This is a genomic window from Rhodococcus sp. MPR-R1B (assembly GCF_058793255.1).
Genome location: NZ_JBXAFO010000007.1, coordinates 90,253 through 110,120, shown reverse-complemented (window position 1 = coordinate 110,120; position 19,868 = coordinate 90,253). Strand labels below are relative to the sequence as shown.

The 19,868-nt window shown below is 63.1% G+C and carries 19 protein-coding genes; 8 read left to right on the top strand and 11 right to left on the bottom strand.

The genetic code is table 11. From position 1 onward, the window contains the following. Positions 1-1,833, bottom strand: coding sequence for a hypothetical protein (locus AC1Q61_RS12350; RefSeq protein WP_042921226.1), 1,833 nt, complete (start codon positions 1,831-1,833; stop codon positions 1-3). 335 nt (positions 1,834-2,168) lie between these two features. On the opposite strand from AC1Q61_RS12350, the gene AC1Q61_RS12345 reads away from it, so the two are divergent. After that, the gene (locus tag AC1Q61_RS12345; protein ID WP_003943954.1) at positions 2,169-2,840 is read left to right on the top strand and encodes an MspA family porin; all 672 of its coding nucleotides are present in this window, start codon (positions 2,169-2,171) and stop codon (positions 2,838-2,840) included. Between the two features lie 21 nt (positions 2,841-2,861). Here the strand turns inward: AC1Q61_RS12345 and AC1Q61_RS12340 are convergent, their stop codons facing one another. The 5 genes from AC1Q61_RS12340 to dprE1 form a co-directional block, all read right to left on the bottom strand. Then, positions 2,862-3,494 (bottom strand): hypothetical protein, encoded by a 633-nt coding sequence (locus AC1Q61_RS12340; RefSeq protein ID WP_202022615.1) that lies wholly within the window; start codon positions 3,492-3,494, stop codon positions 2,862-2,864. A 99-nt stretch (positions 3,495-3,593) separates the two neighbouring features. Beyond that, positions 3,594-4,202, bottom strand: a complete 609-nt coding sequence (locus tag AC1Q61_RS12335) for a TetR family transcriptional regulator (protein ID WP_003943927.1) — start codon at positions 4,200-4,202, stop codon at positions 3,594-3,596. 73 nt (positions 4,203-4,275) lie between these two features. After that, positions 4,276-6,129 (bottom strand): galactan 5-O-arabinofuranosyltransferase, encoded by a 1,854-nt coding sequence (locus tag AC1Q61_RS12330; protein ID WP_042921256.1) that lies wholly within the window; start codon positions 6,127-6,129, stop codon positions 4,276-4,278. 90 nt (positions 6,130-6,219) lie between these two features. Next, a complete protein-coding gene (gene dprE2 / locus AC1Q61_RS12325) occupies positions 6,220-6,981 on the bottom strand; it encodes a decaprenylphospho-beta-D-erythro-pentofuranosid-2-ulose 2-reductase (protein WP_007731800.1) in 762 nt (253 codons plus the stop codon). Further along, positions 6,978-8,411, bottom strand: a complete 1,434-nt coding sequence (gene dprE1 / locus AC1Q61_RS12320) for a decaprenylphosphoryl-beta-D-ribose oxidase (protein WP_003943934.1) — start codon at positions 8,409-8,411, stop codon at positions 6,978-6,980. Before dprE1 ends, dprE2 begins: the two co-directional genes overlap by 4 nt. A 63-nt stretch (positions 8,412-8,474) precedes the next feature. Between dprE1 and AC1Q61_RS12315 the strand changes: the two genes are divergently transcribed. From AC1Q61_RS12315 to AC1Q61_RS12305, 3 genes are read left to right on the top strand one after another with little or no spacing between them, the layout of a single operon-like run. Next, positions 8,475-8,948, top strand: coding sequence for a GtrA family protein (locus tag AC1Q61_RS12315; protein WP_074447111.1), 474 nt, complete (start codon positions 8,475-8,477; stop codon positions 8,946-8,948). 54 nt (positions 8,949-9,002) lie between these two features. Continuing rightward, positions 9,003-9,911: a PIN domain-containing protein gene (locus AC1Q61_RS12310; RefSeq protein WP_042921224.1), complete on the top strand. Its 909-nt coding sequence runs from the start codon at positions 9,003-9,005 to the stop codon at positions 9,909-9,911. Between the two features lie 19 nt (positions 9,912-9,930). Next, complete coding sequence (locus AC1Q61_RS12305) at positions 9,931-10,914, top strand: alpha/beta hydrolase (protein ID WP_492650899.1); 984 nt, start codon at positions 9,931-9,933, stop codon at positions 10,912-10,914. 13 nt (positions 10,915-10,927) lie between these two features. Here AC1Q61_RS12305 and AC1Q61_RS12300 read toward each other — a convergent pair whose 3' ends face one another. Then, positions 10,928-11,536: a TetR/AcrR family transcriptional regulator gene (locus AC1Q61_RS12300; protein WP_172827057.1), complete on the bottom strand. Its 609-nt coding sequence runs from the start codon at positions 11,534-11,536 to the stop codon at positions 10,928-10,930. 209 nt (positions 11,537-11,745) lie between these two features. Between AC1Q61_RS12300 and AC1Q61_RS12295 the strand changes: the two genes are divergently transcribed. The 4 genes from AC1Q61_RS12295 to AC1Q61_RS12280 are packed head-to-tail and all read left to right on the top strand — an operon-like array spanning position 11,746 to position 16,302. Beyond that, positions 11,746-12,537 carry a cyclase family protein gene (locus AC1Q61_RS12295; RefSeq protein ID WP_051649531.1) on the top strand — a complete coding sequence of 264 codons (792 nt, stop codon included), beginning with the start codon at positions 11,746-11,748 and terminating at the stop codon, positions 12,535-12,537. Positions 12,538-12,590: 53 nt separating this feature from the next. Next, positions 12,591-13,523, top strand: coding sequence for a fumarylacetoacetate hydrolase family protein (locus AC1Q61_RS12290; protein ID WP_030535808.1), 933 nt, complete (start codon positions 12,591-12,593; stop codon positions 13,521-13,523). Then, on the top strand, positions 13,520-14,758 hold the full coding sequence (locus AC1Q61_RS12285; protein ID WP_042921221.1) for a thiolase family protein: 1,239 nt from the start codon (positions 13,520-13,522) through the stop codon (positions 14,756-14,758). The genes AC1Q61_RS12290 and AC1Q61_RS12285 overlap by 4 nt, the downstream gene beginning before the upstream one ends. Then, positions 14,755-16,302 (top strand): AMP-binding protein, encoded by a 1,548-nt coding sequence (locus AC1Q61_RS12280; protein WP_051649530.1) that lies wholly within the window; start codon positions 14,755-14,757, stop codon positions 16,300-16,302. Before AC1Q61_RS12285 ends, AC1Q61_RS12280 begins: the two co-directional genes overlap by 4 nt. Here the strand turns inward: AC1Q61_RS12280 and AC1Q61_RS12275 are convergent. From AC1Q61_RS12275 to rfbA, 4 genes are read right to left on the bottom strand one after another with little or no spacing between them, the layout of a single operon-like run. Next, the gene (locus tag AC1Q61_RS12275; protein WP_064113905.1) at positions 16,291-17,151 is read right to left on the bottom strand and encodes an ATP-grasp domain-containing protein; all 861 of its coding nucleotides are present in this window, start codon (positions 17,149-17,151) and stop codon (positions 16,291-16,293) included. The genes AC1Q61_RS12280 and AC1Q61_RS12275 overlap by 12 nt on opposite strands. Before the next feature lie 34 nt (positions 17,152-17,185). Continuing rightward, complete coding sequence (locus tag AC1Q61_RS12270; RefSeq protein ID WP_003943984.1) at positions 17,186-18,277, bottom strand: S1C family serine protease; 1,092 nt, start codon at positions 18,275-18,277, stop codon at positions 17,186-17,188. 51 nt (positions 18,278-18,328) lie between these two features. After that, complete coding sequence (locus AC1Q61_RS12265) at positions 18,329-18,934, bottom strand: dTDP-4-dehydrorhamnose 3,5-epimerase family protein (RefSeq protein WP_042921219.1); 606 nt, start codon at positions 18,932-18,934, stop codon at positions 18,329-18,331. Between the two features lies 1 nt (position 18,935). Continuing rightward, on the bottom strand, positions 18,936-19,811 hold the full coding sequence (gene rfbA, locus AC1Q61_RS12260; protein WP_003943968.1) for a glucose-1-phosphate thymidylyltransferase RfbA: 876 nt from the start codon (positions 19,809-19,811) through the stop codon (positions 18,936-18,938). Positions 19,812-19,868: the final 57 nt, after the last annotated feature.

The following is a 19,868-nucleotide window of genomic DNA, read 5'->3' as shown; positions in this document are numbered from 1 at the left end:
TCAGCTCTGGTTGGAGGTCTTGCCGCTCACGAGGTCTCGTACGTCCCACACCCACACGTCGTCGACGCGCTTGGCGTCGAAGCCGACCAGTTCGTCGACCGTGTGGCGCAGGGCGTCGTCGCCGGAGAATCGGGGAAGCACCAGTACGTCGGCGTGCCAGTACCGCAGGTCGGTCAGTGCGTTCGCTCTGGTGCCCACGTCGATCAACGGGACCTTGCCGGTTTGTTTGGCATTTACCAGCAGGGTCGAGGTGGGCCGGGACTCGGCGCCGTAGATTCCGGCGCGGGTCTTCGAATCCGGGCCGACGAAGTACCCGCCGGCGATGGGGAAGCCGAAGTCGGCGTCGACCTGCCAGCTCAGTGCGCGGGCGTCTTCGGCGCTCGCGACGGGAACCGTCACCAGGGTGCCGTCGCTGACGTAGTTCTCCCACGAGCCGCTGGTGATGAATTCGGGCGTCGCAGATCGCTGATCGGCGTCGATGGGGGTCGGGATCAGGGGAATCATCGCGACGGCGAGAGCCACCAGCCAGACACCGGCTGCCGTGCGGCGCGGTCCACGAAGTTCGACAAAAGCGCGGTAGGTGCCGAGGGTGAGCAGCAGCCCGATCGCCGGAATCGCGCCCATCGCGAATCGGGATTCGAGCACCGATTCGAACAACGGCAGGTCGGCGAGGAGTTTCCACGGCAGAGTGATGCCGGTCTTGTCACCGTCGATGGTCAGTTCGGAACCGAGTGAGAGCACACCCATGACCACGATCACGGCGGCAGCCGCGCGGGTCAGGCGGATGCGCCACAGCCACACCGTTGCACCGAGAAGCAGGAGCACCAGCGGCCATCCGAAGTACGCGTTCTCCTCGGTCGGGTTCATTCGGAACTCCGCGCCCTCGGGGTCGCCCGCAACCGATTCGGTCGGGAACGTGGTGAGTGCAGCGGTGTCGTTGCCTGCCTGACCGTGTGAGACGCCGTCGTAGCTCGCTGGGCCGAAGAACTGCGACCACAGCGGCACCGCGGTGATCAGGAGTGTGACCGCGCCGCCGATCACGAGGCCGGGCATCGCGCGCTTGATCGCCTGGCGCGACTTGGCCAGGCCGGGCAGTGCATAGGCGGCGCCGAACACCATGGCTGACATCGTGAAGATGAGGAGCGGTTCTTCGCCGAGGAAGATCTGCCAGGCGACGAGTAGGCCGAGGACGACACCGTCGCGAACCGGACGCTTGCCGTTCGAAATGCGCACTACCTGCAAGAATATGAACGGAAGTACGAAGAACGCGACGAAGTTCGGGTGGCCGTTGGCATGCGAGATCATGGCGGGCGCGAATCCGCAGAACCCCGCTCCGACGGCGGCGGCGACCTTGGAGCGGACGGAGACTCCGGTCAGTACGTGCCGCGAGAATGCCCAGTACCAAGCGATGGCGGTGCCGCCGAGGCCGGCGGTCAGCCCGATCGCATACGTGGCGGTCGGTCCGAAGATCAGCGTGATCGGGGCCAACGGGATGCTGATGCCGAACATCGCGGTATTGGCCATCAGGTTCACGCCGAGTGGATAATTCTGCAGGTCACTGAACAGTGGGCTGCGGAACTGGGCGAGGGCGTGAGCGGTATCGGCGAAGAACCATTCCCACATGGCCTGGTCGCGGCCCGCGTTGAACAGATAGCCGGACTGCAGATCGCTCCACAGGTTGGACATCACGTAGATCGCCGCGACGGTGAACGTCGCCATGATCGCGAGGTCGACCAGACGACCGCGCTGGACGACCGAGCGCCGCACTGCTGAACGGACTCGCCCTGGACGTGCTTCTTCGAGCAGTTGGACGTCGGGCAAGGTCTCGGTCATGCAGTCGGTGCCTTTCGGTTCTGGCGCCCATCCCTGAAGTGGCAGTTCTCAGAAGTTCGGGGTGGCCTACTTAGGTCTCGATTCGATAACTTCCTCTGTCAGAGTAACGAACAAAACGGTTCGCGTCCGCGAGCGGGCGCAGTCAGCGGGACAAACCGGTCCGCCCGACTTGTCCGGAAAGTAATGTTTTCGTGCACCGTTTGACGGGTTCGTGACCGGGGTATCGCAACAAGGATCTTGCTCGCGTTTGTTCAGGCAGCCCCGACGAATCCCATCCTCGACGAAGAGTTGGAACCTACGTCCGGGGCCTATACCGGATGGGATGGTGCTTGTGCATGTCGAAGACAGCAGTTCGTAGTAGCGCAGTAGGAGCAGTGGCCTTGTTGGCCGTTGTCCTGGGGGGTGGGACGGCGTCGGCAGGCGTTGACAACACCAGTTCGATCACCGACGTCAAAGGAAATCGGATAGAAGTCTTCCAGGCTGATACCGCTATCCACGTCTTTCCGCCTCTCGACAGCTCACCGCTGAGTGTCGAGTTCTTCCACGACGGGGTTGCCGGCGTGAAGATCGACGGGCCGGACGCGGCAAGCTTCACCGGAACGAAGCTGACGATCGGTTATCAGATCGGTTACCCGATCGCGTTGACCGGCGCGACGGTCGTTCTCAACAGTCCTGGTCTCGACTGGGCTGTCGAGAGTGGAACCAACCTCGGTATCGGCCTGGTTCCGGACTTCGAACTGGGACTGGACATATCGAACGGGTTCGTCATCGGTGGTGACATCATTCCGTCGCAGGAACTTGACGTCGATCTGGCGCCGGGCGGTATCACCGACGTCGCACTGCTCGAAGATCAGGAGTTCGACGGTCCCGAAGCCGCTGTCCGTCTGTCCGGAGTTCACGGTTACGTACAGGGAGCCATCGGTCCGGTGACCATCAGGCCGTACGCGAAGGCTGTCACGTCGAATGGCGATACCGTCGTCACTTACGGTGTACCGCAGAGGCTTTAGCGAAAGCGGATGCTCCCGCCGTCACGCTGCAACAGCGTGATGGTGGGAGTTTTCCGCGTTCCGTGTGGTCGAATCGGCGCCACGAATCGGCGAAGCGTCCGCCCAGTGGGCACTACGGGAAACACTGACGAGTTTCGCGACCAACCGTGCCGCGATCCACACGAGGTACACGGCGGTGATCAGAAGCAGAAGTGCCCAGTCGTGCGCGAAGAATCCGACTATCCCGCCGATCGTGAACGCGAGGGCGACGAAGACGACCCGTCCGCCCACGTCGGTCTCGACCAGATACTCGGGTTCGATCGGATCGTCGGGTTCACTCGATTCATCGACGTCCTCGGATGACTCGGCCCTGGACTTCTCGTGGTGTTCGGTGGGGATCTCGAGTAGCTCGCCCCATTCGAGCACCGCAACAGTGTGCGCGGTGTCGGTCGGGATCGCGCGGTAGTCGCGGGACTCGGACACGTCGATGAGAGCCCTTGCCAGAGTGAGTACTTCGATGCGATTGCGAATCGCGACGCTCAACACTTCATGGAAAGCCTGTTCGCGCCCGAACGGTTTGCCGCGCGCAATGACCAGAACATGCTCTGCGGAATCGAGAACTGCACGATGCGGTACAAGCTCGCGGCTTTGCGCAACGAGTTCGCTCACTGTCATCACCTACCCCGCCGGTGGTTGATGCGGCCGTTTGCTCGACTGCGCTTGGAGGGGCTGAGTACCCCGGCAGTTTCGGAAACAAACTCGCCGGACAGCGTGTCAGATTTGCGCAGCCGGGGCCGAGAGTGCTCCGAGGCAACTTTCGATCAGGTCGGCAACGATCACGTGCGCACGTTCGCGGCTGTCGACGCGGCCTTCCCACGTGGCAAAAGTGACGACGGTGAGCACGGTCAGAGTTCCCGCCCGAAGTTCGGCGATCTCTGCCGGTAACGAGGACGCAGCGACTATCCGCCGCTGAACTTCGCGGAAACTCTCGGCCTGCATGTGGTCACGGATAGTCGACGACATCGCCGGGTCGAAGATCGACTGCACCAGGAACCGCGCGTACAACGTGCCCTCGCGGTAGATGGTCTGTTCCGCCAACGGCAGGACGAGAGCCTCGACGAGGGCACGCATCGTCGGTGGATTCGCGTCGAGATCGATCGTGTCGAGCAACTCACGACGACGCTCACCGGCAGGTCGCATTCTGGACTCGACGACGGCCGCCAGCAAACCTTCACGTGACCCGAAGTGATACTGCGCAGCCGATTTGTTGGCCTGCCCGGCTTCGGTCTGAACATCACGAAGAGTCAGAGCGGCCAGACCTCGCTCGGCAACCAGACGCTCGGCTGCATCGATCATCGCCGCTCGGGCATCGGTTCGGGGCACGGTATGAAGTTAGGGGTGCGTCGGGGTCGCGTCAACGACCCCGACGGTAAGCCTTTTGTGACGTATCTCCTGGTTAGATTGCGTCAGAGCGGGTAACGACCACAAACGGCCCCTGCTCGGTCACGGTGAAACGAGGATCGTCGAACAGTTCCTTGGGGAACGTGACCGTGTAGCGGCGGACGTTCGGGTCGTTGGGGTAGACGTCCTCTGCCAACCGCAGCGTGTACCCGTCGGCGCCCTGGCGGAAGACGAAGGCGTCGGGGCTGCGCCACGGCGCCGAGTCCAGCGCAGCTATCAGTTCGTCAGGCGTCTTCAGTTCCGACCACTGCTCGATCAGCGCGGCGCGCGCACGGAAATCGGCGAGCGGGTTCGCGTAGTGCGACGTCAGTCCTTGAAAGCCGAAGTACGGGTAGAAGCTGAGGAAGCCGATGTCGGCAGTGAGGACCACCGTGTCATGGGGTTCGCGTCCCAACTGCTCGCGAATGATCCGGTCGATGTCGGCGTAATTGGCTTCGGCACCCGGGGGTCGCTTGTCCCCGCGCTCGCCGTTGCCGTCGGTATCGCTGTATGCCACAGCGATATCCGGCGCCAGCACCTGCGGGATGTTCTGCGCGAAGGCGATGGCTCCGATGACACCGAGTGCAACCAGTACCGCTTTGACGCGAGGATTTTCGCTGGTGGCCAGCACGATCCAACCGGCGAACTCGAAGAAACCGAACACACCGGCGGCGGCAAGGAGTCCGATCAGGACCGGCTCCAGTCGGAAACCGAGGAGCGTACTGCCGGCGACGGTGAACGTCATGGACAGCAATGCCCACAGGTACACGGCAATGACACCGATACCGAGTGCTCGGGCGCGGCGGGAGAACAGGAACCGCGAAATCAGCCAGATCGTGCCGAGTAGGCACAGTCCGCCGACGAGGGTGAAGCTCAGCATCGGGAAGGGCAGCACCGCACCGGAATCGGGGAGGTAGTGCATTGCGGTGCCGGACTCTGCGGTGGCACCGGAGAGTGCCTTCAGCAGGTACGGCGTCCAGACGGTCAGAGCCACCAGGCCGGAGATCACCGCGATCACGGCGAGCCTGACGAGGGATCCCAGTGCGGCTTTCCACGTGTTCTGGGCGCGTGCGGCAAGTACTGCGGCAACCAAGGCCATCAGAGTCACTGCGAACGCGGCGAATCCGAGATAGAGCGTGTAGACCGTTGCGGCGAGACCGAGGAACAGGCCCGTCCCGAGTATTGCGCCGGCTCCGGCAAATCGAGATGCCCCCGGCCGGTCCAATGCGCCCCACGCGAGGATCAGCACTGGCGGGATCAGGAGGTTGATGACGGCGCCGTACGCCTCGGGGGAGTTGTACGCCAACACGACGGCAGTGACGGCCAATGCCGCGACGACGGCCCAATCGCGTCGAATCAGCTTGGTCCACAACACGAGTGCAACGACGGCGACGACAGCCAACGAGCCGATCGCATAAGGCTTGAAGGCTTCCCAGCCGTCCATTCCCAGCAGGTTCGCGACGCGTCCACCGATCCAGAACCAGCCGGCCGGGTAGAACGGCGGCAGATCCACGTACGTCATGTCCTGCAGCGCAGCAGAATCCGTCAGCCGGGTCAGGTACTCGGTCCGGAACTGCTGATCGACCGAGACGCCGTGCAGATACAGACTCGTCGCGGCCAGGGGAAGTCCGAGCGTCGTGGTGACGAAGCCGGAGAGCCCGGCCCACGAGAGGAGTTTTGCGACCCGCTCGGCCTTGCGGGCGCGGAACATCAGAACCGCAACACCGACCACTGCGATGCAGAGCACCTGCAGCACCGTCGTGACTGCCTGCGTGACATTGGAAGAGGTGAACGCCGGCCACTGCACTCGGCCGAAAGCAAAGAGCCCGACAGCGGCTACAACAGCGGCGACCAGCGCTCCGAGGGCCATTTCCACCACCGTCGCCGCGGCATTACGCCACGGCGACGGGGTCGAAAGGTCTGTACTCGGAGCAGTTGTTGTTTCTGGCACGGGAGGAGCTTAAACCGGCAACTTCCGGAAGATCGGGCGCGGCACGTGGCGAAGACCCATCATGACGAAGCGCCACGGGCCGGGAGTCCAGACGATTTCCTTGCCCTTGTCCGAGGCGGCAACAGCGAGCTTCGCGACGATGTCCTTGTTGACCGTCAGCGGAGCTTCCTTGACGTGGGCACTGAACTGCGTGCGCACCATGCCGGGGCGAACGACGGTGACCTGCGGTCCGAATTCCGCGAGAGCCTCGCCGAGTCCGAGGTAGAAACCGTCGAGGCCCGCCTTGGTGGATCCGTAGACGAAGTTGGCACGCTTGACGCGCTCGCCGGCAACCGACGACATCGCGATGATCTTGCCGAAGCCCTGAGCCTTCATCTTCTCGCCGAGAAGAACACCGACCGAGACGGAAGCGGTGTAGTTGACGTTTGCCACCAGAACGGCCTTGCGCTGGTTCTGCCACAGCTCTTCGGAGTCACCGTCCAGTGCGAAGGCGACGATGGCGACGTCGACGTCACCGTTCGAGAACGCCTGGTCGATCACCTTCGGGTGCGATTCGAAATCAACGGCGTCGAAATCGATGAGCTCCACCGAGGTGGCACCCTTCGCTTCGAGCTGCTTGACCGCAGCTTCGCGTCCCGGATCGCCAGGGAGTGCCGCCAGAACGACGCGGAGCGGCGCCTTCTTCAGGTATTCCTCACAGATGGCGAGGCCGATCTCGGAGGTTCCACCGAGAAGCAAAACGGTTTGCGGGTTACCTACAGCGTTGATCACAGTTCCAGCCTTCTGGACATATCGGAGGCGAAAACGCCTGTGGGGTCGTACTTGCGGCGCGTCGCGATCCACTCGTCGATGCGCGGGTACATGGCGTGGAAGGTTTCCGCGGACGTCCGCGAGTCCTTGGCCGTGTACAGGCGTCCGCCGAATTCGAGGACACGCTTGTCGAGTTCGGTGACGAACTCGTTCAGGCCCGGCTTGATGCGGAAGTCGACGCAGATGTTCCAGCCCGGGATCGGGAAGCTCAGCGGCGCCTGATTGCCTTCGCCGAAGAGCTTGAACACGTTGAGGAACGAGTAGTGCCCGCTGCGCTGGATGTCGACGATGATCTTCTTGAACTCGTCGACGGCCTCCGGCGGAACCACGAACTGGTACTGCAGGAATCCGTTGGATCCGTACGCGCGGTTCCACTCACCGAACATGTCGAGCGGGTGGTAGAACTGCGTCAGATTCTGGACCTTGCCGCGATACTTGCCGGACTTGCGGAACCAGACCTCACCGATCGCGGTGAAGTTGAACTTGTTGGCCAGCCCGTTCGGGAAGACGTCGGGGAACGTCAGCAACTGCGGTGCGTCGAAGGCGAGCGGGTTCTTCTGCAGCTTGGCCGGAAGCTGGTCGAGCTTCGCCAGAGATCCGCGCGAGACTGCCGCACGACCGAGCTTCGGGGGCGCGGAAATCGCGTCGAACCAGGCGCTCGAATACTCGTAGTTGGCCTCGCTGCCGTCGCTGTGCAGCGCGATGGTCTCGTCGAGGCTGTTGGTGACGTCGCCGTCGGCGATGAAGTACGCCGTCTCGGTCGGTGTCATCTTGATGGTTGCCCGCAAGATGATGCCCGTCAGGCCCATGCCGCCGATCGTGGCCCAGAACAGTGCGGCCTTCGGGTCGTTGCGCCCGCCCTTGGGGGTGAGCGTGCGAACCTTGCCGTCGGCCGTCAGCAGATCCAACGACACGACGTGGTTGCCGAAGCTGCCCGCGCTGTGGTGGTTCTTGCCGTGGATATCCGAGCCGATGGCGCCGCCGATCGTGACCTGACGAGTACCCGGCAGGACCGGAACCCACAGGCCGAACGGCAGAGCAGCCTTCATCAGCTGATCCAGATTCACGCCGGCGTCGACGTCCACCAGAGCGGTGTCGCGATCGATGCGGTGAATGCGGCTGAGGGCATTCATGTCGATGACCAGGCCGCCGGCGTTCTGCGCTGGGTCACCGTACGAGCGGCCGAGGCCGCGCGCGATGACGCCGCGTCGCAGATGCGAGGGCTTGGAATCGTTCTGTTCCGCAACCTGGGCGACCGCGTTGGCGATCACTTCCACGTCGGGGGTGGACAGCACCTGTGCAGTGGTGGCGGCGGTGCGTCCCCAACCGGTGAGGGTGCGGGCTTGGGTGTGGAGAGCCGGCTGCGGCGTCTCTTCTGCTGTCGTGGACATCAAGGTAGAGGTTACCTGGGAGTAGTGCCGACGGCTCCGACTCGAGTGGTTACTCTCGTCGTCGTGCCCGAAACACCTGCAAGTCACCAGCACGAACCCCACGTCCCGCTGCCCGTCGAGATTCCTGTCACGACGGACATCGCCGACGACGCGTTGGACCTGAAAACGCAGATCGTCCGGTTCGTCGCGACGGGTGGGCTGTCGGCGGTCGTGGACTACGGGCTGTATGTGCTGCTCCTCGCGTTGGGGTTGCCGCGCGTCGCCGCAAAATCGCTGAGCTTCGTTGCGGGCACCACGACGGCGTACCTCATCAATCGTCGGTGGACGTTCAAGGCCGAGCCTTCTCGCGCCCGCTTCATCGCTGTAGTCGCGCTGTACGCGGTCACTTTTGCGGTTCAGGTCGGACTCAACGAACTGATGGTCCATGTCTTCGACGAGCATTGGTGGCGGACACCGCTGGCCTTCGTCATCGCGCAGGGCACCGCGACGGTCATCAACTTCATCGTTCAGCGGGCAGTGATCTTCAAGATCAAGTAACGGTTCGGGGTGGATTAGCGCATTCGTCCGGTTTCTCGAGAGAGAATCGAGCCCATGATCATCGTTCTCGATTCTTCGGCCCTGACCAGGGGCGCACGGTTCGACACTGCCATCGCCGACGCTCGCGCACTCGGACACCGCGTCGTCGTGCCGCGATTGGTCGTCCTCGAGGTTGCGAGTCGCTACCGCGAGGAATCGGCGGAGATGATCGCGGCCCTGAGCGTCCAGGCGCGCATGTACGACCGACTGGGGTTGCGGCGCGACCTTACGAGGTTCGTCGACGCGGCTCACGACAAGGCCGACGGCTACGTCGACGACGTGATCGAAGACCTCGTGGCGATCGGCGTCGAAGTGGTCGATCCAGTCGACGTTTCGCATCTCGAGGTGGCCGAGAGGGCGATCTCGCTGCGTCGGCCCTATACCGACAAGAAGAAGCGAGACGGATATCCGGCGACGCTGAACTGGCTGACCGTGCTCGATCTCGCCGACCGCAACCCGGGCGTCGACGTCATCTGGGTGAGCTCCGACGCACGGGCATACGGCGACGGCGAAGACGGGGTCTGGCACGGCGATCTCGCGCGTGAGCTGGCGTCGCGCGGTCTGGAGTATCGGGTCCGCTGGGCGTCGGACATCCCGGTGATCGACGGACCGGTGCGGGTGGAGCAGGTGGCGGAGGTCGAGGAAGCCGCTGAGGTCGCGCCCGAGGCCCCGGTTGCTCAGGGCTTCGTGGAGCCGGAAGGTGTGGTTCCAGCCGAGGTTCCCGAACCCGCGGCACCTGCGGCAGCCCCCGCCCCCAAGCCTGTTCAGCGCGCAGCGCGGACGAGAGTTGCGCCGCAGCGCATCGAACCCGCCCCGAAAGCTCAGTCCGGTGGACTGCGCGGTCTGGGCAAGGTCATCGGCGGGCGGAAACGAAAGGTCACGATCGTCGACGATCTCGACGAAGTCGACCTCTTCGGTGCCTGATCGCTTCTAATCTGGACAGATGTCTCTGTTGCCGACAGTCAGTCGAAGGACCGGAACTCGATACGGCAGGCCGAGTATCGAATCGCAGGTCCTCTACAACGCGTGCCGATGGATGCTTCGGCCCGTGGTCGGGATCGCGCCGCTGACGCCTGGCGCCATGCGCCGCGCCGCAGTGCTGGACTCGGCCGCGGGTGTACGCATTCCGTCCGGGATCGATCGGGAAGCGATTCGCTTTCCAGGTTTCGACGGTGAACTCGTGCGGACGGCAGGCTCGACGGCTGATCTGCGCGACGGTGTTGTTCTCTACCTGCACGGCGGCGGGTTCATGTGCTGCGGGCTCAACACGCATCGGCCGGTCGTTGCAAGCATCGCCAAGCGAACCGGCCTTCCGGTCCTGCACATCGCATATCGACAGTTGCCGAGCACGAGCATCAGCGGGTCCGTCGACGACTGTCTCGATGCATACCGGTGGCTCCTCGAACAGGGAGCCTTGCCGGAAAAGGTTGTCTTCGTTGGCGATTCGGCCGGAGGCTTTCTGGTCTTCGCGACGGCACTTGCAGCTGTTTCCGCGGGGCTCGAGGTTCCGGCCGGTCTTGTCGGGCTCTCACCTCTCCTCGATCTCGATTGCACCACCAAATCAGTCCACGCCAACGCTCGACGCGACGTGATCGCCCCGGTGTCGGCATTGATGGCGATCGGAAAGCTTGGCGGACAGACGAACTCACCCGTCGACGGCGATCTGGCCGCTCTGCCGCCGTCGTTGCTGATCGCCGCCGAATCCGAGGTGCTCAGAGTCGATTCGGAGGTGATGGCGCAACGGCTCGCCGCCGCGGGGGTGCTGTGCTCGCTGCAGATCTGGAACGGCCAGGTTCACGCGTTTCCCGCCGTCTGGCCTGGCTTGCCGGAGAGCCGGGCTGCGCTACGTGACGTTGCCAGGTTCATTCGCGCCAGGCTGGATGCGGTCCCGCCCCAGGTCGCGGGCGAAAGTTGTTCGGGAAGTTGAACTTCCGGTCCGGTTAGGGATTCTCGTGTCCTGACGTTGTGGTAGGTGCCATCGCGCGGGCATAGATCGATTCGAGCTCGGTTACTGCTGAACGTCGATCGACGTTGTCGGGATCGAGGCGATGTTGGAGGTTGATCCCGAGAGTGCCGGCCAGAAGGGTGACGGCAACCAACTCCGGATTGGCGACCGGGGTGTCGATCGAACGCAGGTAGTCCGCGTACAGCGTTCGCATTGCGACGTACTGCTCTGCGTAGGTCTCGCGGATGGTGGACCCGGGAATCACGGCTTCGATCAAGATGGTCGAGAAAATTCGTGCCTCGGGGTATGACATCAGTACGAAGTTGGCTTCGATCAATGCTTCGATTCCAGTCGCCGAGGATGATGCCAACTCTGCGCGTAGCTTTTCCATGCCCCACCGGAATGCGTCCTCGACGACGGCTCGTAGAAGCCCGTCCTTCGATCCGAAGTGCCAGGCCACGGACCCTCTACTGATACCGGATCTTTCTGCCACGGCTTGTACGGACATCGCGGTCGACCCGCCTTCGGCAGCCAGTTCGGCCGCGGCTTTCACCAGTCGCCGTCTGGTTTCCTCGGAAATCTCCTGCTTGCGTGTCGACGCCATTCGGTGTTCCTGCCTTCTTTCGTTCTCGAGTGCAGCCAATTCCGGCACGCGGTGACGTCGACGCGCCCGTCGGGGCCGAGACCTGCGCACCGCACTCATGCTACGAGGCCGGCCATCGGCCGGCCGTATTCCTCTCGCGACACCCTCTTGCCTATGTTGATCGTCCAGTTCTATGCTGAGCGTCCAATAACTTAACGGAATGGGCGGACATGGAACTCATCGATCTGACTAGAACTCTCGATCCGGCCGATCGGGAATTGCTCCCCGAGGGTTTGAAGGCACTGGCTTCCGTCGTTGCCCCCTCGGTGACCTACTCGCACCCCGCAGGTGCCGGACGCGACGAGTTCGCGGCAGCACTGCAGTGCGGAGTTCATGATCTTCCGGACGGTGAGGGGTGGGGATCGGAGATGTTGAGTGAGTTCAACAGCCATCTGGGCACACACGTCGACGCGCCGTTGCACTACGGATCAACCTCGGAGGGTAAGCCTTCTCGCACGATCACAGACATCGCGTTGGATGAATTGTTCTGCGAGACAGTGGTGCTCGACCTGCGCGGCCGGTGCGAGGCGAATCAGCCGATCTCGGTGGACGCGCTGAAAGCTGCCCTGGCGGAAAACGGTGCGTCCGTTCCCCAGGGTGGTGCCGTGTTGCTCCGTACCGGACAAGAGAGCTTCACCTTGGCTGATCCAGGGTTCTTTCAGTATCCAGGGATGAGTCGCGAAGGCACGCTGTTTCTCGCCGAGCAAGGCGCGAAGGTGCTGGGCACCGACGCTGCCGGCTGGGACTTGAGCTTTGCAGTCATGGCGCAGAAATTTCGTGACACCGGGGACAACTCGGTTCTCTGGGACGGGCACCGGGCCGGACGCGAACGTGAAGTATTCATCGTTCAGCAACTGGCGAACCTCGCCGCGCTTCCGCCCTCGGGATTTCACGTGGCGTTTTTCCCGATCAAGCTTGCGCGAGCCAGCGCTGCCCCGGCTCGTGTGGTCGCGTTCGTCTGAGCAAAATTCCTGCCTCACCTAACGAACAATTCAGTGAAAGGTATTGACTCACAGTGAAACTTGCGACCGTCGAATACGAAAAGACTCAGCAGACGGCTCTGGTGACGGGCAGCGGCGAGCAACTGTTGTTACTCGAGCGAGCTCATCATGATGTGACGGGAAAACCGGCTCCAGAACTGGAAACCATGCAAACCATCATCGAAGGTGGTCCGGCGGCACGGGAGACCCTGGATCGGCTCGCAGACGAGCCGCCGGCAAGTGCAATCGTCGACGCAGGTGATGTGCGCTGGATGTCGCCGCTTCCTCAGCCGGTCCAGATCCGAGACTTCGGCTGCTTCATGGATCACTTCCGCAACGCTCGCGCCCGAATTCAAGGGGTCGCACTCGAGGACGTCGAACTGCCGAAGATCCAGTTGGAGCGCCCGCTGTATTACATAGCGAACCGATTGGCGGTGACCGGACACAAATCTGACGTCGTGTGGCCCGAGTACTCGAGCCTGCGCGATTACGAACTCGAATTCGCCTGTGTGCTGGGGCGCGGTGGAACCGACATCTCACGCGCGGATGCCCCTGCGCATATCTTCGGTTACACCATCTTCAACGATTTCAGCGCCCGCGATACTCAGCTCGAGGAGATCTCCACCGGACTCGGTCTCAGTAAGAGCAAGGACTTTTCGAACGCGAATGTCCTCGGGCCCTGGATCGTGACGGCCGACGAAGTCGGTGACCCCTACCAACTCGAGATGACCGCGAGAATCAACGGAGACGAGGTGAGCCGAGGAACCAGCGCCGACATGGACCATCGTTTCGAGGACGTGATTTCGTTCGCTTCGACTTCCACGCGGCTGTACCCGGGTGAAGTCTTCTGTTCCGGCACCGTGCCGAGTGGATGCGGCTTGGAGCACGGGCGGTTCCTGGAACCGGGAGACGTAGTCGAACTCGAGGTCACCGGCCTCGGTGTATTGAGGAATCGAGTGGTGGCGTGAGCGGCGAAGTCATGGTTCTCGGTGTCGGCGCGACTCTCTTCGGGCGGCACGCGGATACCGCGGCCTCGGAATTGGCGGGGCGTGCGGCGATCGATGCCGTCGAAGACGCGGGCCTGACCCGCGGTGACGTCGGTGCGGTCTTCTACGCGACAGTCAGCCAGAAGGCGATCGACCGGCAGCACATGATCCCAGGCCAGATTGCCTTGAGGCCATACGGTTTCGGGGGAGTCCCGGTCGTCAATGTCGAAAATGCCTGCGCCGGCGGCGCGACTGCACTCTGGCTGGCGATCGCCCACGTTCGCGCCGGTCTGTCCGAGGTCGCGTTGGCGGTCGGGGTGGACAAGCTGGTGTGCTCGGATCCGGCTCGAAGTCTGAAGGTGTTCGACGGTGCACTCGACGTTGCGCATCGCGACGAGACGCTCGCGGGCCTTGCTTCGCTGTCCGCTCCGCTGCCGGATGCACTCGGATCGCAGGGTGAGCGGTCGGTGTTCATGGAGATCTACGCTTCTCTTGCCCGGGCGCACATGGAGAGATTCGGAACCACCGAGTTCGAGCTCGCGTCCGTAGCAGCCAAAAATCATGCGCATTCCGTACACAATCCGCGGTCGCACTTTCGCAAACTCTTCAGCGCCGAAGAGGTGCTTGCCGCAAGGCGAGTCGCGTGGCCTCTGACAGTTCCGATGTGCTCGCCCGTCAGTGACGGTGCAGCGGCGGTCATTGTGACCAGTGCGGACTTTGCTCGAAGGCACGATTCCTCTCGGCGGGCGGCGCAGGTACTCGGTTGCAGCTTGGTGTCAGGCACGGATCGGACCGCAGATGACGTGGAGAGTCACATCGGTCGCCGTGCAGCAATGAGCGCATACGAGGAAGCCGGAGTCGGGCCAGGCGATGTGGATGTGGCAGAGGTCCACGACGCCACGGCCTTCGGTGAAGTGCAGCAGGTCGAGAATCTGGGGTTCTGCCCGATCGGTGAGGGCGGCGCGTGGTCGGCGTCCGGTGCGAGTTCGTTGGGAGGCGTGCGTCCGGTCAATCCGTCAGGTGGGCTCGAGTCCCGTGGTCATCCGGTCTCGGCAACGGGACTGGCGCAGGTCTTCGAACTTGTCACGCAGTTGCGTGGACAAGCAGGGCGGCGACAAGTTCCGGGTGCTCGAATCGCGGTCGCAGAGAACGGCGGAGGTCTCTACGGCATCGAGGAAGCCGTCGCCGCGGTCACGATCTTGGGAGGGCCACGATGAACGCGGACATCATGAACGATGAACCGATGGCGCCAGGCTTGCAGGTGCAAGCGGGATATGCGGATCTGATTCTGTCGGCGCTGCGACGCCGACCAGACCACATCGCGTTTCGATTCACGGATCGGAACGGTGATCGGGCCGAGCTGACATATCGGCAGACTGCGGAACAGATCGAGCGGATTGCAGGTGTCCTCAGTAGCTTCGCTCTGCCGGACGGAGCCGGGGTCGCCCTGCTTGCGGGGCCGTGTCCTGAAGCATTCACGGTCATGGCCGCGGCGTGTCTGGCGGGCGTGCGCTACACGGCACTCCATCCGCTCGCGACCGAAGAGAACGACAGGATGGTGCTGAAAGACAGTGGTACCGATCTCCTGTTGGTTGCCGACGGACAGTTCCAGGTACGCGCCGAAGCGGCACAGACTCGAGTGATGTCACTGTCAGCCCTCGAATCAGCGTGTGAATTGGGTACGGCGGGAATAGGTTCAGGCTTAGGCGGTCAGGGTCGAGCTTTGTATCTCTTCTACACCGGTGGAACCACCGGTGAGCCGAAAGGCGTCATGCTCAGGGACCGATCCTTGGTCGCCAATGCCTGGGCCTGCACCACGTGGGAGTGGCCGGCTGAAACCACCATGCTGCTCACTACGCCGATGTCTCATGCTGCCGGTCTGCTCGTCGCACCCGGTCTGCTGCGAGGTGCAAGCTTCGAGTTGCACAGGTCGTTCGACCCGGACAGAGTTGTCGACGCCATCGAAAATGGCGGAGTCACAGCTACATTCGTGGTTCCCACGATGCTCTATGCCTTACTCGACCATCCACGCCTGTCGGATGCGAATCTGTCTGGGCTGAACTGGATGCTTTACGGTGCTGCACCCATCGACCCCACCAGGCTCGAGCAGGCAGGGGCGGTGTTCGGGCCGATCCTGAGCCAGCATTACGGTCAGGCCGAAGCCCCGAATGCGTTAACGGTACTCGATACACGTGAGCACACGGACGATCCCGCAGTTTTGGGGAGTTGTGGGCGCGCGATGCCAGGTGTCGAAGTGGTGTTGCTCGACGAGCAGGGAAACGAGACGGCGACGGGCGTACCCGGCGAGCTTTGTGTGCGAGGTCCGCTCGTGATGGACGGCTATTGGAACAAACCTGAACAAACCGCTGCAGCGCTCGCGAATGGGTGGTTGCACACCGGCGACGTTGCTCGAATCGACGAAAGTGGGCTCATCTCGATCGTCGACCGCATCAAAGACACGATCATCAGTGGTGGATTCAACGTCTACCCGCGCGAAGTCGAGGACTCACTCGGACATCATCCCGCGGTGGCAGCATGTGCGGTATTCGGTGTCCCCGATTCTCAATGGGGAGAAGCTGTTACCGCCGCAGTCGTACTGAAGACGGGATGGTCGGTCACACCCGATCAACTCATCGCGCACGTGAGATCGCACAAGGGTCCGATCTGGGCGCCCAAGGAGATTTCGATTCTGGAAGCGCTGCCGCTCACTGCTTTGGGGAAGATCGACAAGAAGGCACTCCGTGGCGCGTCACCGACCTAGTGACGCGACAACTGCCCGTGCGAGGGCGTCGGCAGATCCAGGGGCGAATGGCAGAAAGAGTTCTGGCTCGATCAATTCCACTTCCATGAGCAGTGGTTGATCCACCGGGCCCACGACGTCCACACGTGCATAAAGCAATTCGCCGGGGCCGCATGGGGTCGCGGCCAGTGCTGCGTCGGCCACCGCGAGTTCGGCGGCGGACGGTTGGTGGAGGTGGTTGGTTCCGCCGTGAAATTCCTGCACGCGGAAGTCGTGGGCGGCCGGGATCTTCTGGACAGCGTGCGAGTAGCGTCCGCCGATGTGGATGATCGAGCGCTCACCGTCGACGACGTCCGAGACGAATGGCTGGACCAACGCGTCGTTACCGCCGTCGAGGATCGAGCTGAGGTGAGCGTGGGCCTGCGCGGACCCCGAGGCAAACTTTCCCACTCCGACAGCGCCGGCGGACACTGCCGGCTTGACGATGACGTCGGCACCCTCGAACGAAGGGAGGGTGAGTGTTTCGCTCTGTCCGGCAGCGATCACAGCGGTGGGGACGATAGGTACGCCGGCCGCGGCAAGTTCGGTGAGGTATCCCTTGTATGCGTTCCACTTCACGATCGAGAGTGGATTGGCGATCGGAGCGGTCAGCTGATCGAGAACGGCGAGAAATTCGTCGAGGCGCTGGGTGTAGTCCCAGGTCGACCGGATCAGAACCAGGTCGGCGTCGATATCGAGGAGGGACGGGCTCGACCACGGCGCCATCGTCGACGCGATGCCGTAGGAGGTGAGAGCTTCCATGACGAGTTTGCTTTCGACATCCGCCTCGCGGGCGGCGCCGTCACAGGTGAGCAGGAGAACCGTGGTCATGCCACGATGCTTTCACGGCTGGCGCCCTGTACGACTAGCGAGGTGGCCCCTCGTCGAGGACCAGCGAACCGGTCCCGGGTTGCCCGGTTGCGTCCACCCACGTCACCGCGACGGTGTCGCCGGGGCGGCGCGAGCTCATCGCCGCGTTGAGATCAGCGGACGACGCGATCCGGCTGCCACCGAACTCGGTGATGACCGCACCTTTGGTCAGCCCCACCCGCTCGGCCGGCGAATCGAAGCTCACGGCAACAACTTCGGCGCCGGCCGGCATGTCCGCGTGATCCTTCACCGCGACACCGAGTACGGGTGTCGGTCCCACACGCACGGTCTCGGAGGAGCGGCCACCGAGTACCTGCTCGACGATCGGTAGTGCGGTGTCGATCGGTATCGCGTAGGACTGAGGCGCCGGTGAGGTTTCGGTGCGGTCGGTGACGGCGTTGCCCGCGCTGCTGACGCCGATCAGCTCGCCAACGGCGTTGACCAGGGGGCCACCGGAATCGCCAGGCCGGATGTCCGCGTCGACCTCGATGAGGCCCTTCAACTGGTTTCGCGATCCGTCGGACACGTTGCGGGTGTTGACGGTGACACCGAGGTTGGTGATGACGCCGGGAGCAGGGACGGGTACTCCGCCGCCTTCCGCATTTCCGATTGCGGTGACGGAGTCCCCGCGAGCGGCTTCTGCTGATTTGCCGACCACAGCCACCGGCAGATCGTCAGCGCCCGCGAGTCGAAGGACGGCAAGATCGCTGACGCTGTCGTACCCGAGGATCTCGGCGTCGTAGATCAGCCCGTTGGACATGCTGACGGCAGTGACGTCCGAAGCTCCGCTGATGACGTGGTGATTCGTGAGCACCACTCCGTCAGGGGAGAGCACGATCCCGGTCCCAGCAGTGGTGGTGAATCCGGCCGGCGCCGTGATGGTGACGATGGTGGGGACCACCCGGGCCGAGAGCTCCTCCGGCGTGAGTGGAACAACCGGCGCGGGTGGGGTGGTCGTGATGACGGTGACCGGTGCGGACTCGATCGTTCCCGGAGTCAGGGGCGGTGCGACCAGCGCGAGACCACCGAGGCCGGCTGCGAGAACGACGGCCGTCCACAGGCCGCGTCTGCTCGCACGTTTGGTCATCCAGCCGTCCGTCCCGCCGGTGTCATGCCATCGAGTCGTGAAAGGTGAAGATTACCGATTCGGCGAATCTTCGGCCACAAAACCGGGCAACATGCCGTCCGCGCGGAGCGTTGCCAGGGACGGCGCGGCAGCGTCCTTTGCGGAGAGCTCGTAGGTCAGAGGGTTGCCCTTACGGTCTGTTCTCGGCCATTCGATCGCGAGTTCCGGATCGAAGGGATCGAGGTCGCGGTCCAGGTGGGGCGAGTATTCGATGCTGCACAGGTACATCACTGTCGATCCGTCTTCGAGTGAAAGGATCGCGTGGCCGAGGCCTTCCTCCAGGAACACCGCTCGTCGATCGACGTCGTCGATCACCACCGCATCCCACTCGCCGAAGGTCGGTGATCCGACGCGCAGGTCTACGACAACGTCGAGGAAGGCACCTTTCACGCAGGTGATGTACTTCGCCTGTCCGGGCGGATTGTCGGTGAAGTGGATCCCGCGGAGGCTACCGGCTTCGGAAACCGAGCAGTTGGCCTGCGCGAGGTCGAGAGTGCGGCCGGTCGCGGCGGTGAAGGCGGAGCTTTTGAACCATTCGAGAAAGACACCGCGGTTGTCGCCGAACTGCTTCGGTGTAATTTCCCAAGCTCCGGCGATCTTCAGTGGACGGATTTCCACGTCACCATTCCTTGCCGTGCTCGAGCAGCTCGAGTAGGTAGTTGCCGTACCCGGATTTTCCCAATGCTTCTGCCTGAGTGCGTAATTGGTCGGAGCTGATGAATCCTTGACGCCACGCAACCTCTTCAGGGGAACCGATCTTGAGGCCTTGGCGGTGTTCGATGGTCCGCACGTAGTTCGCTGCCTCGAGCAGGGAATCGGGTGTGCCGGTGTCGAGCCACGCGGTTCCGCGGGGGAGGACATCGACAGAAAGTTTGCCAGCTTCGAGATAGTGCTGATTGATGTCGCTGATTTCGTATTCGCCACGCGCAGAGGGCTTCAGAGTGCGTGCGATGTCCACGACGTCGCTGTCGTAGAAATAGAGGCCGGGGACTGCGTAATTGGATTTCGGCGACGTCGGCTTTTCCTCGATGGACACGGCGCGACCCGAGTCGTCGAATTCGACGACGCCGTAGGCGGTCGGATTCGAGACCCAGTAAGCGAATACGGCTCCGCCGTCGATGTCGGAGAAACGCCTGAGTTGGGTTCCGAGGCCGGGGCCGTAGAAGATGTTGTCGCCGAGGACGAGCGCCACGGAGTCGGATCCGATGTGCTCTGCGCCGAGGGTGAATGCCGTTGCGAGGCCGTTCGGTTCGTGTTGCACTGCATAGGTGAGGTTGACGCCGAATTGTGAGCCGTCGCCGAGAACCCGGCGGAATTGTTCGGCGTCGTGTGGGGTCGTGATGATCAAGATGTCGCGAATGTCGGCGAGCATGAGAGTGGAGAGCGGGTAGTAGATCATCGGCTTGTCGTAGACAGGCAAGAGTTGCTTGCTCACTCCGAGGGTGATCGGGTGCAACCGCGACCCGGTGCCACCGGCCAGAATGATTCCGCGCATGCGTGCAGTGTCCTGCACTCCTGCCTGCCGACGCAAACGGACATGACACGCCCGGCC

Excerpts from the sequence above, each read along its gene's own strand:
- AC1Q61_RS12350 (WP_042921226.1), bottom strand. The coding sequence starts at position 1,833 with ATGACCGAGACCTTGCCCGACGTCCAACTGCTCGAAGAAGCACGTCCA.
- AC1Q61_RS12345 (WP_003943954.1), top strand. The coding sequence starts at position 2,169 with ATGTCGAAGACAGCAGTTCGTAGTAGCGCAGTAGGAGCAGTGGCCTTG.
- AC1Q61_RS12340 (WP_202022615.1), bottom strand. The coding sequence starts at position 3,494 with ATGACAGTGAGCGAACTCGTTGCGCAAAGCCGCGAGCTTGTACCGCAT.
- AC1Q61_RS12330 (WP_042921256.1), bottom strand. The coding sequence starts at position 6,129 with ATGGCCCTCGGAGCGCTGGTCGCCGCTGTTGTAGCCGCTGTCGGGCTC.
- dprE1 (WP_003943934.1), bottom strand. The coding sequence starts at position 8,411 with ATGTCCACGACAGCAGAAGAGACGCCGCAGCCGGCTCTCCACACCCAA.
- AC1Q61_RS12310 (WP_042921224.1), top strand. The coding sequence starts at position 9,003 with ATGATCATCGTTCTCGATTCTTCGGCCCTGACCAGGGGCGCACGGTTC.
- AC1Q61_RS12305 (WP_492650899.1), top strand. The coding sequence starts at position 9,931 with ATGTCTCTGTTGCCGACAGTCAGTCGAAGGACCGGAACTCGATACGGC.
- AC1Q61_RS12300 (WP_172827057.1), bottom strand. The coding sequence starts at position 11,536 with ATGGCGTCGACACGCAAGCAGGAGATTTCCGAGGAAACCAGACGGCGA.
- AC1Q61_RS12295 (WP_051649531.1), top strand. The coding sequence starts at position 11,746 with ATGGAACTCATCGATCTGACTAGAACTCTCGATCCGGCCGATCGGGAA.
- AC1Q61_RS12280 (WP_051649530.1), top strand. The coding sequence starts at position 14,755 with ATGAACGCGGACATCATGAACGATGAACCGATGGCGCCAGGCTTGCAG.
- AC1Q61_RS12275 (WP_064113905.1), bottom strand. The coding sequence starts at position 17,151 with ATGACCACGGTTCTCCTGCTCACCTGTGACGGCGCCGCCCGCGAGGCG.
- AC1Q61_RS12270 (WP_003943984.1), bottom strand. The coding sequence starts at position 18,277 with ATGACCAAACGTGCGAGCAGACGCGGCCTGTGGACGGCCGTCGTTCTC.
- rfbA (WP_003943968.1), bottom strand. The coding sequence starts at position 19,811 with ATGCGCGGAATCATTCTGGCCGGTGGCACCGGGTCGCGGTTGCACCCG.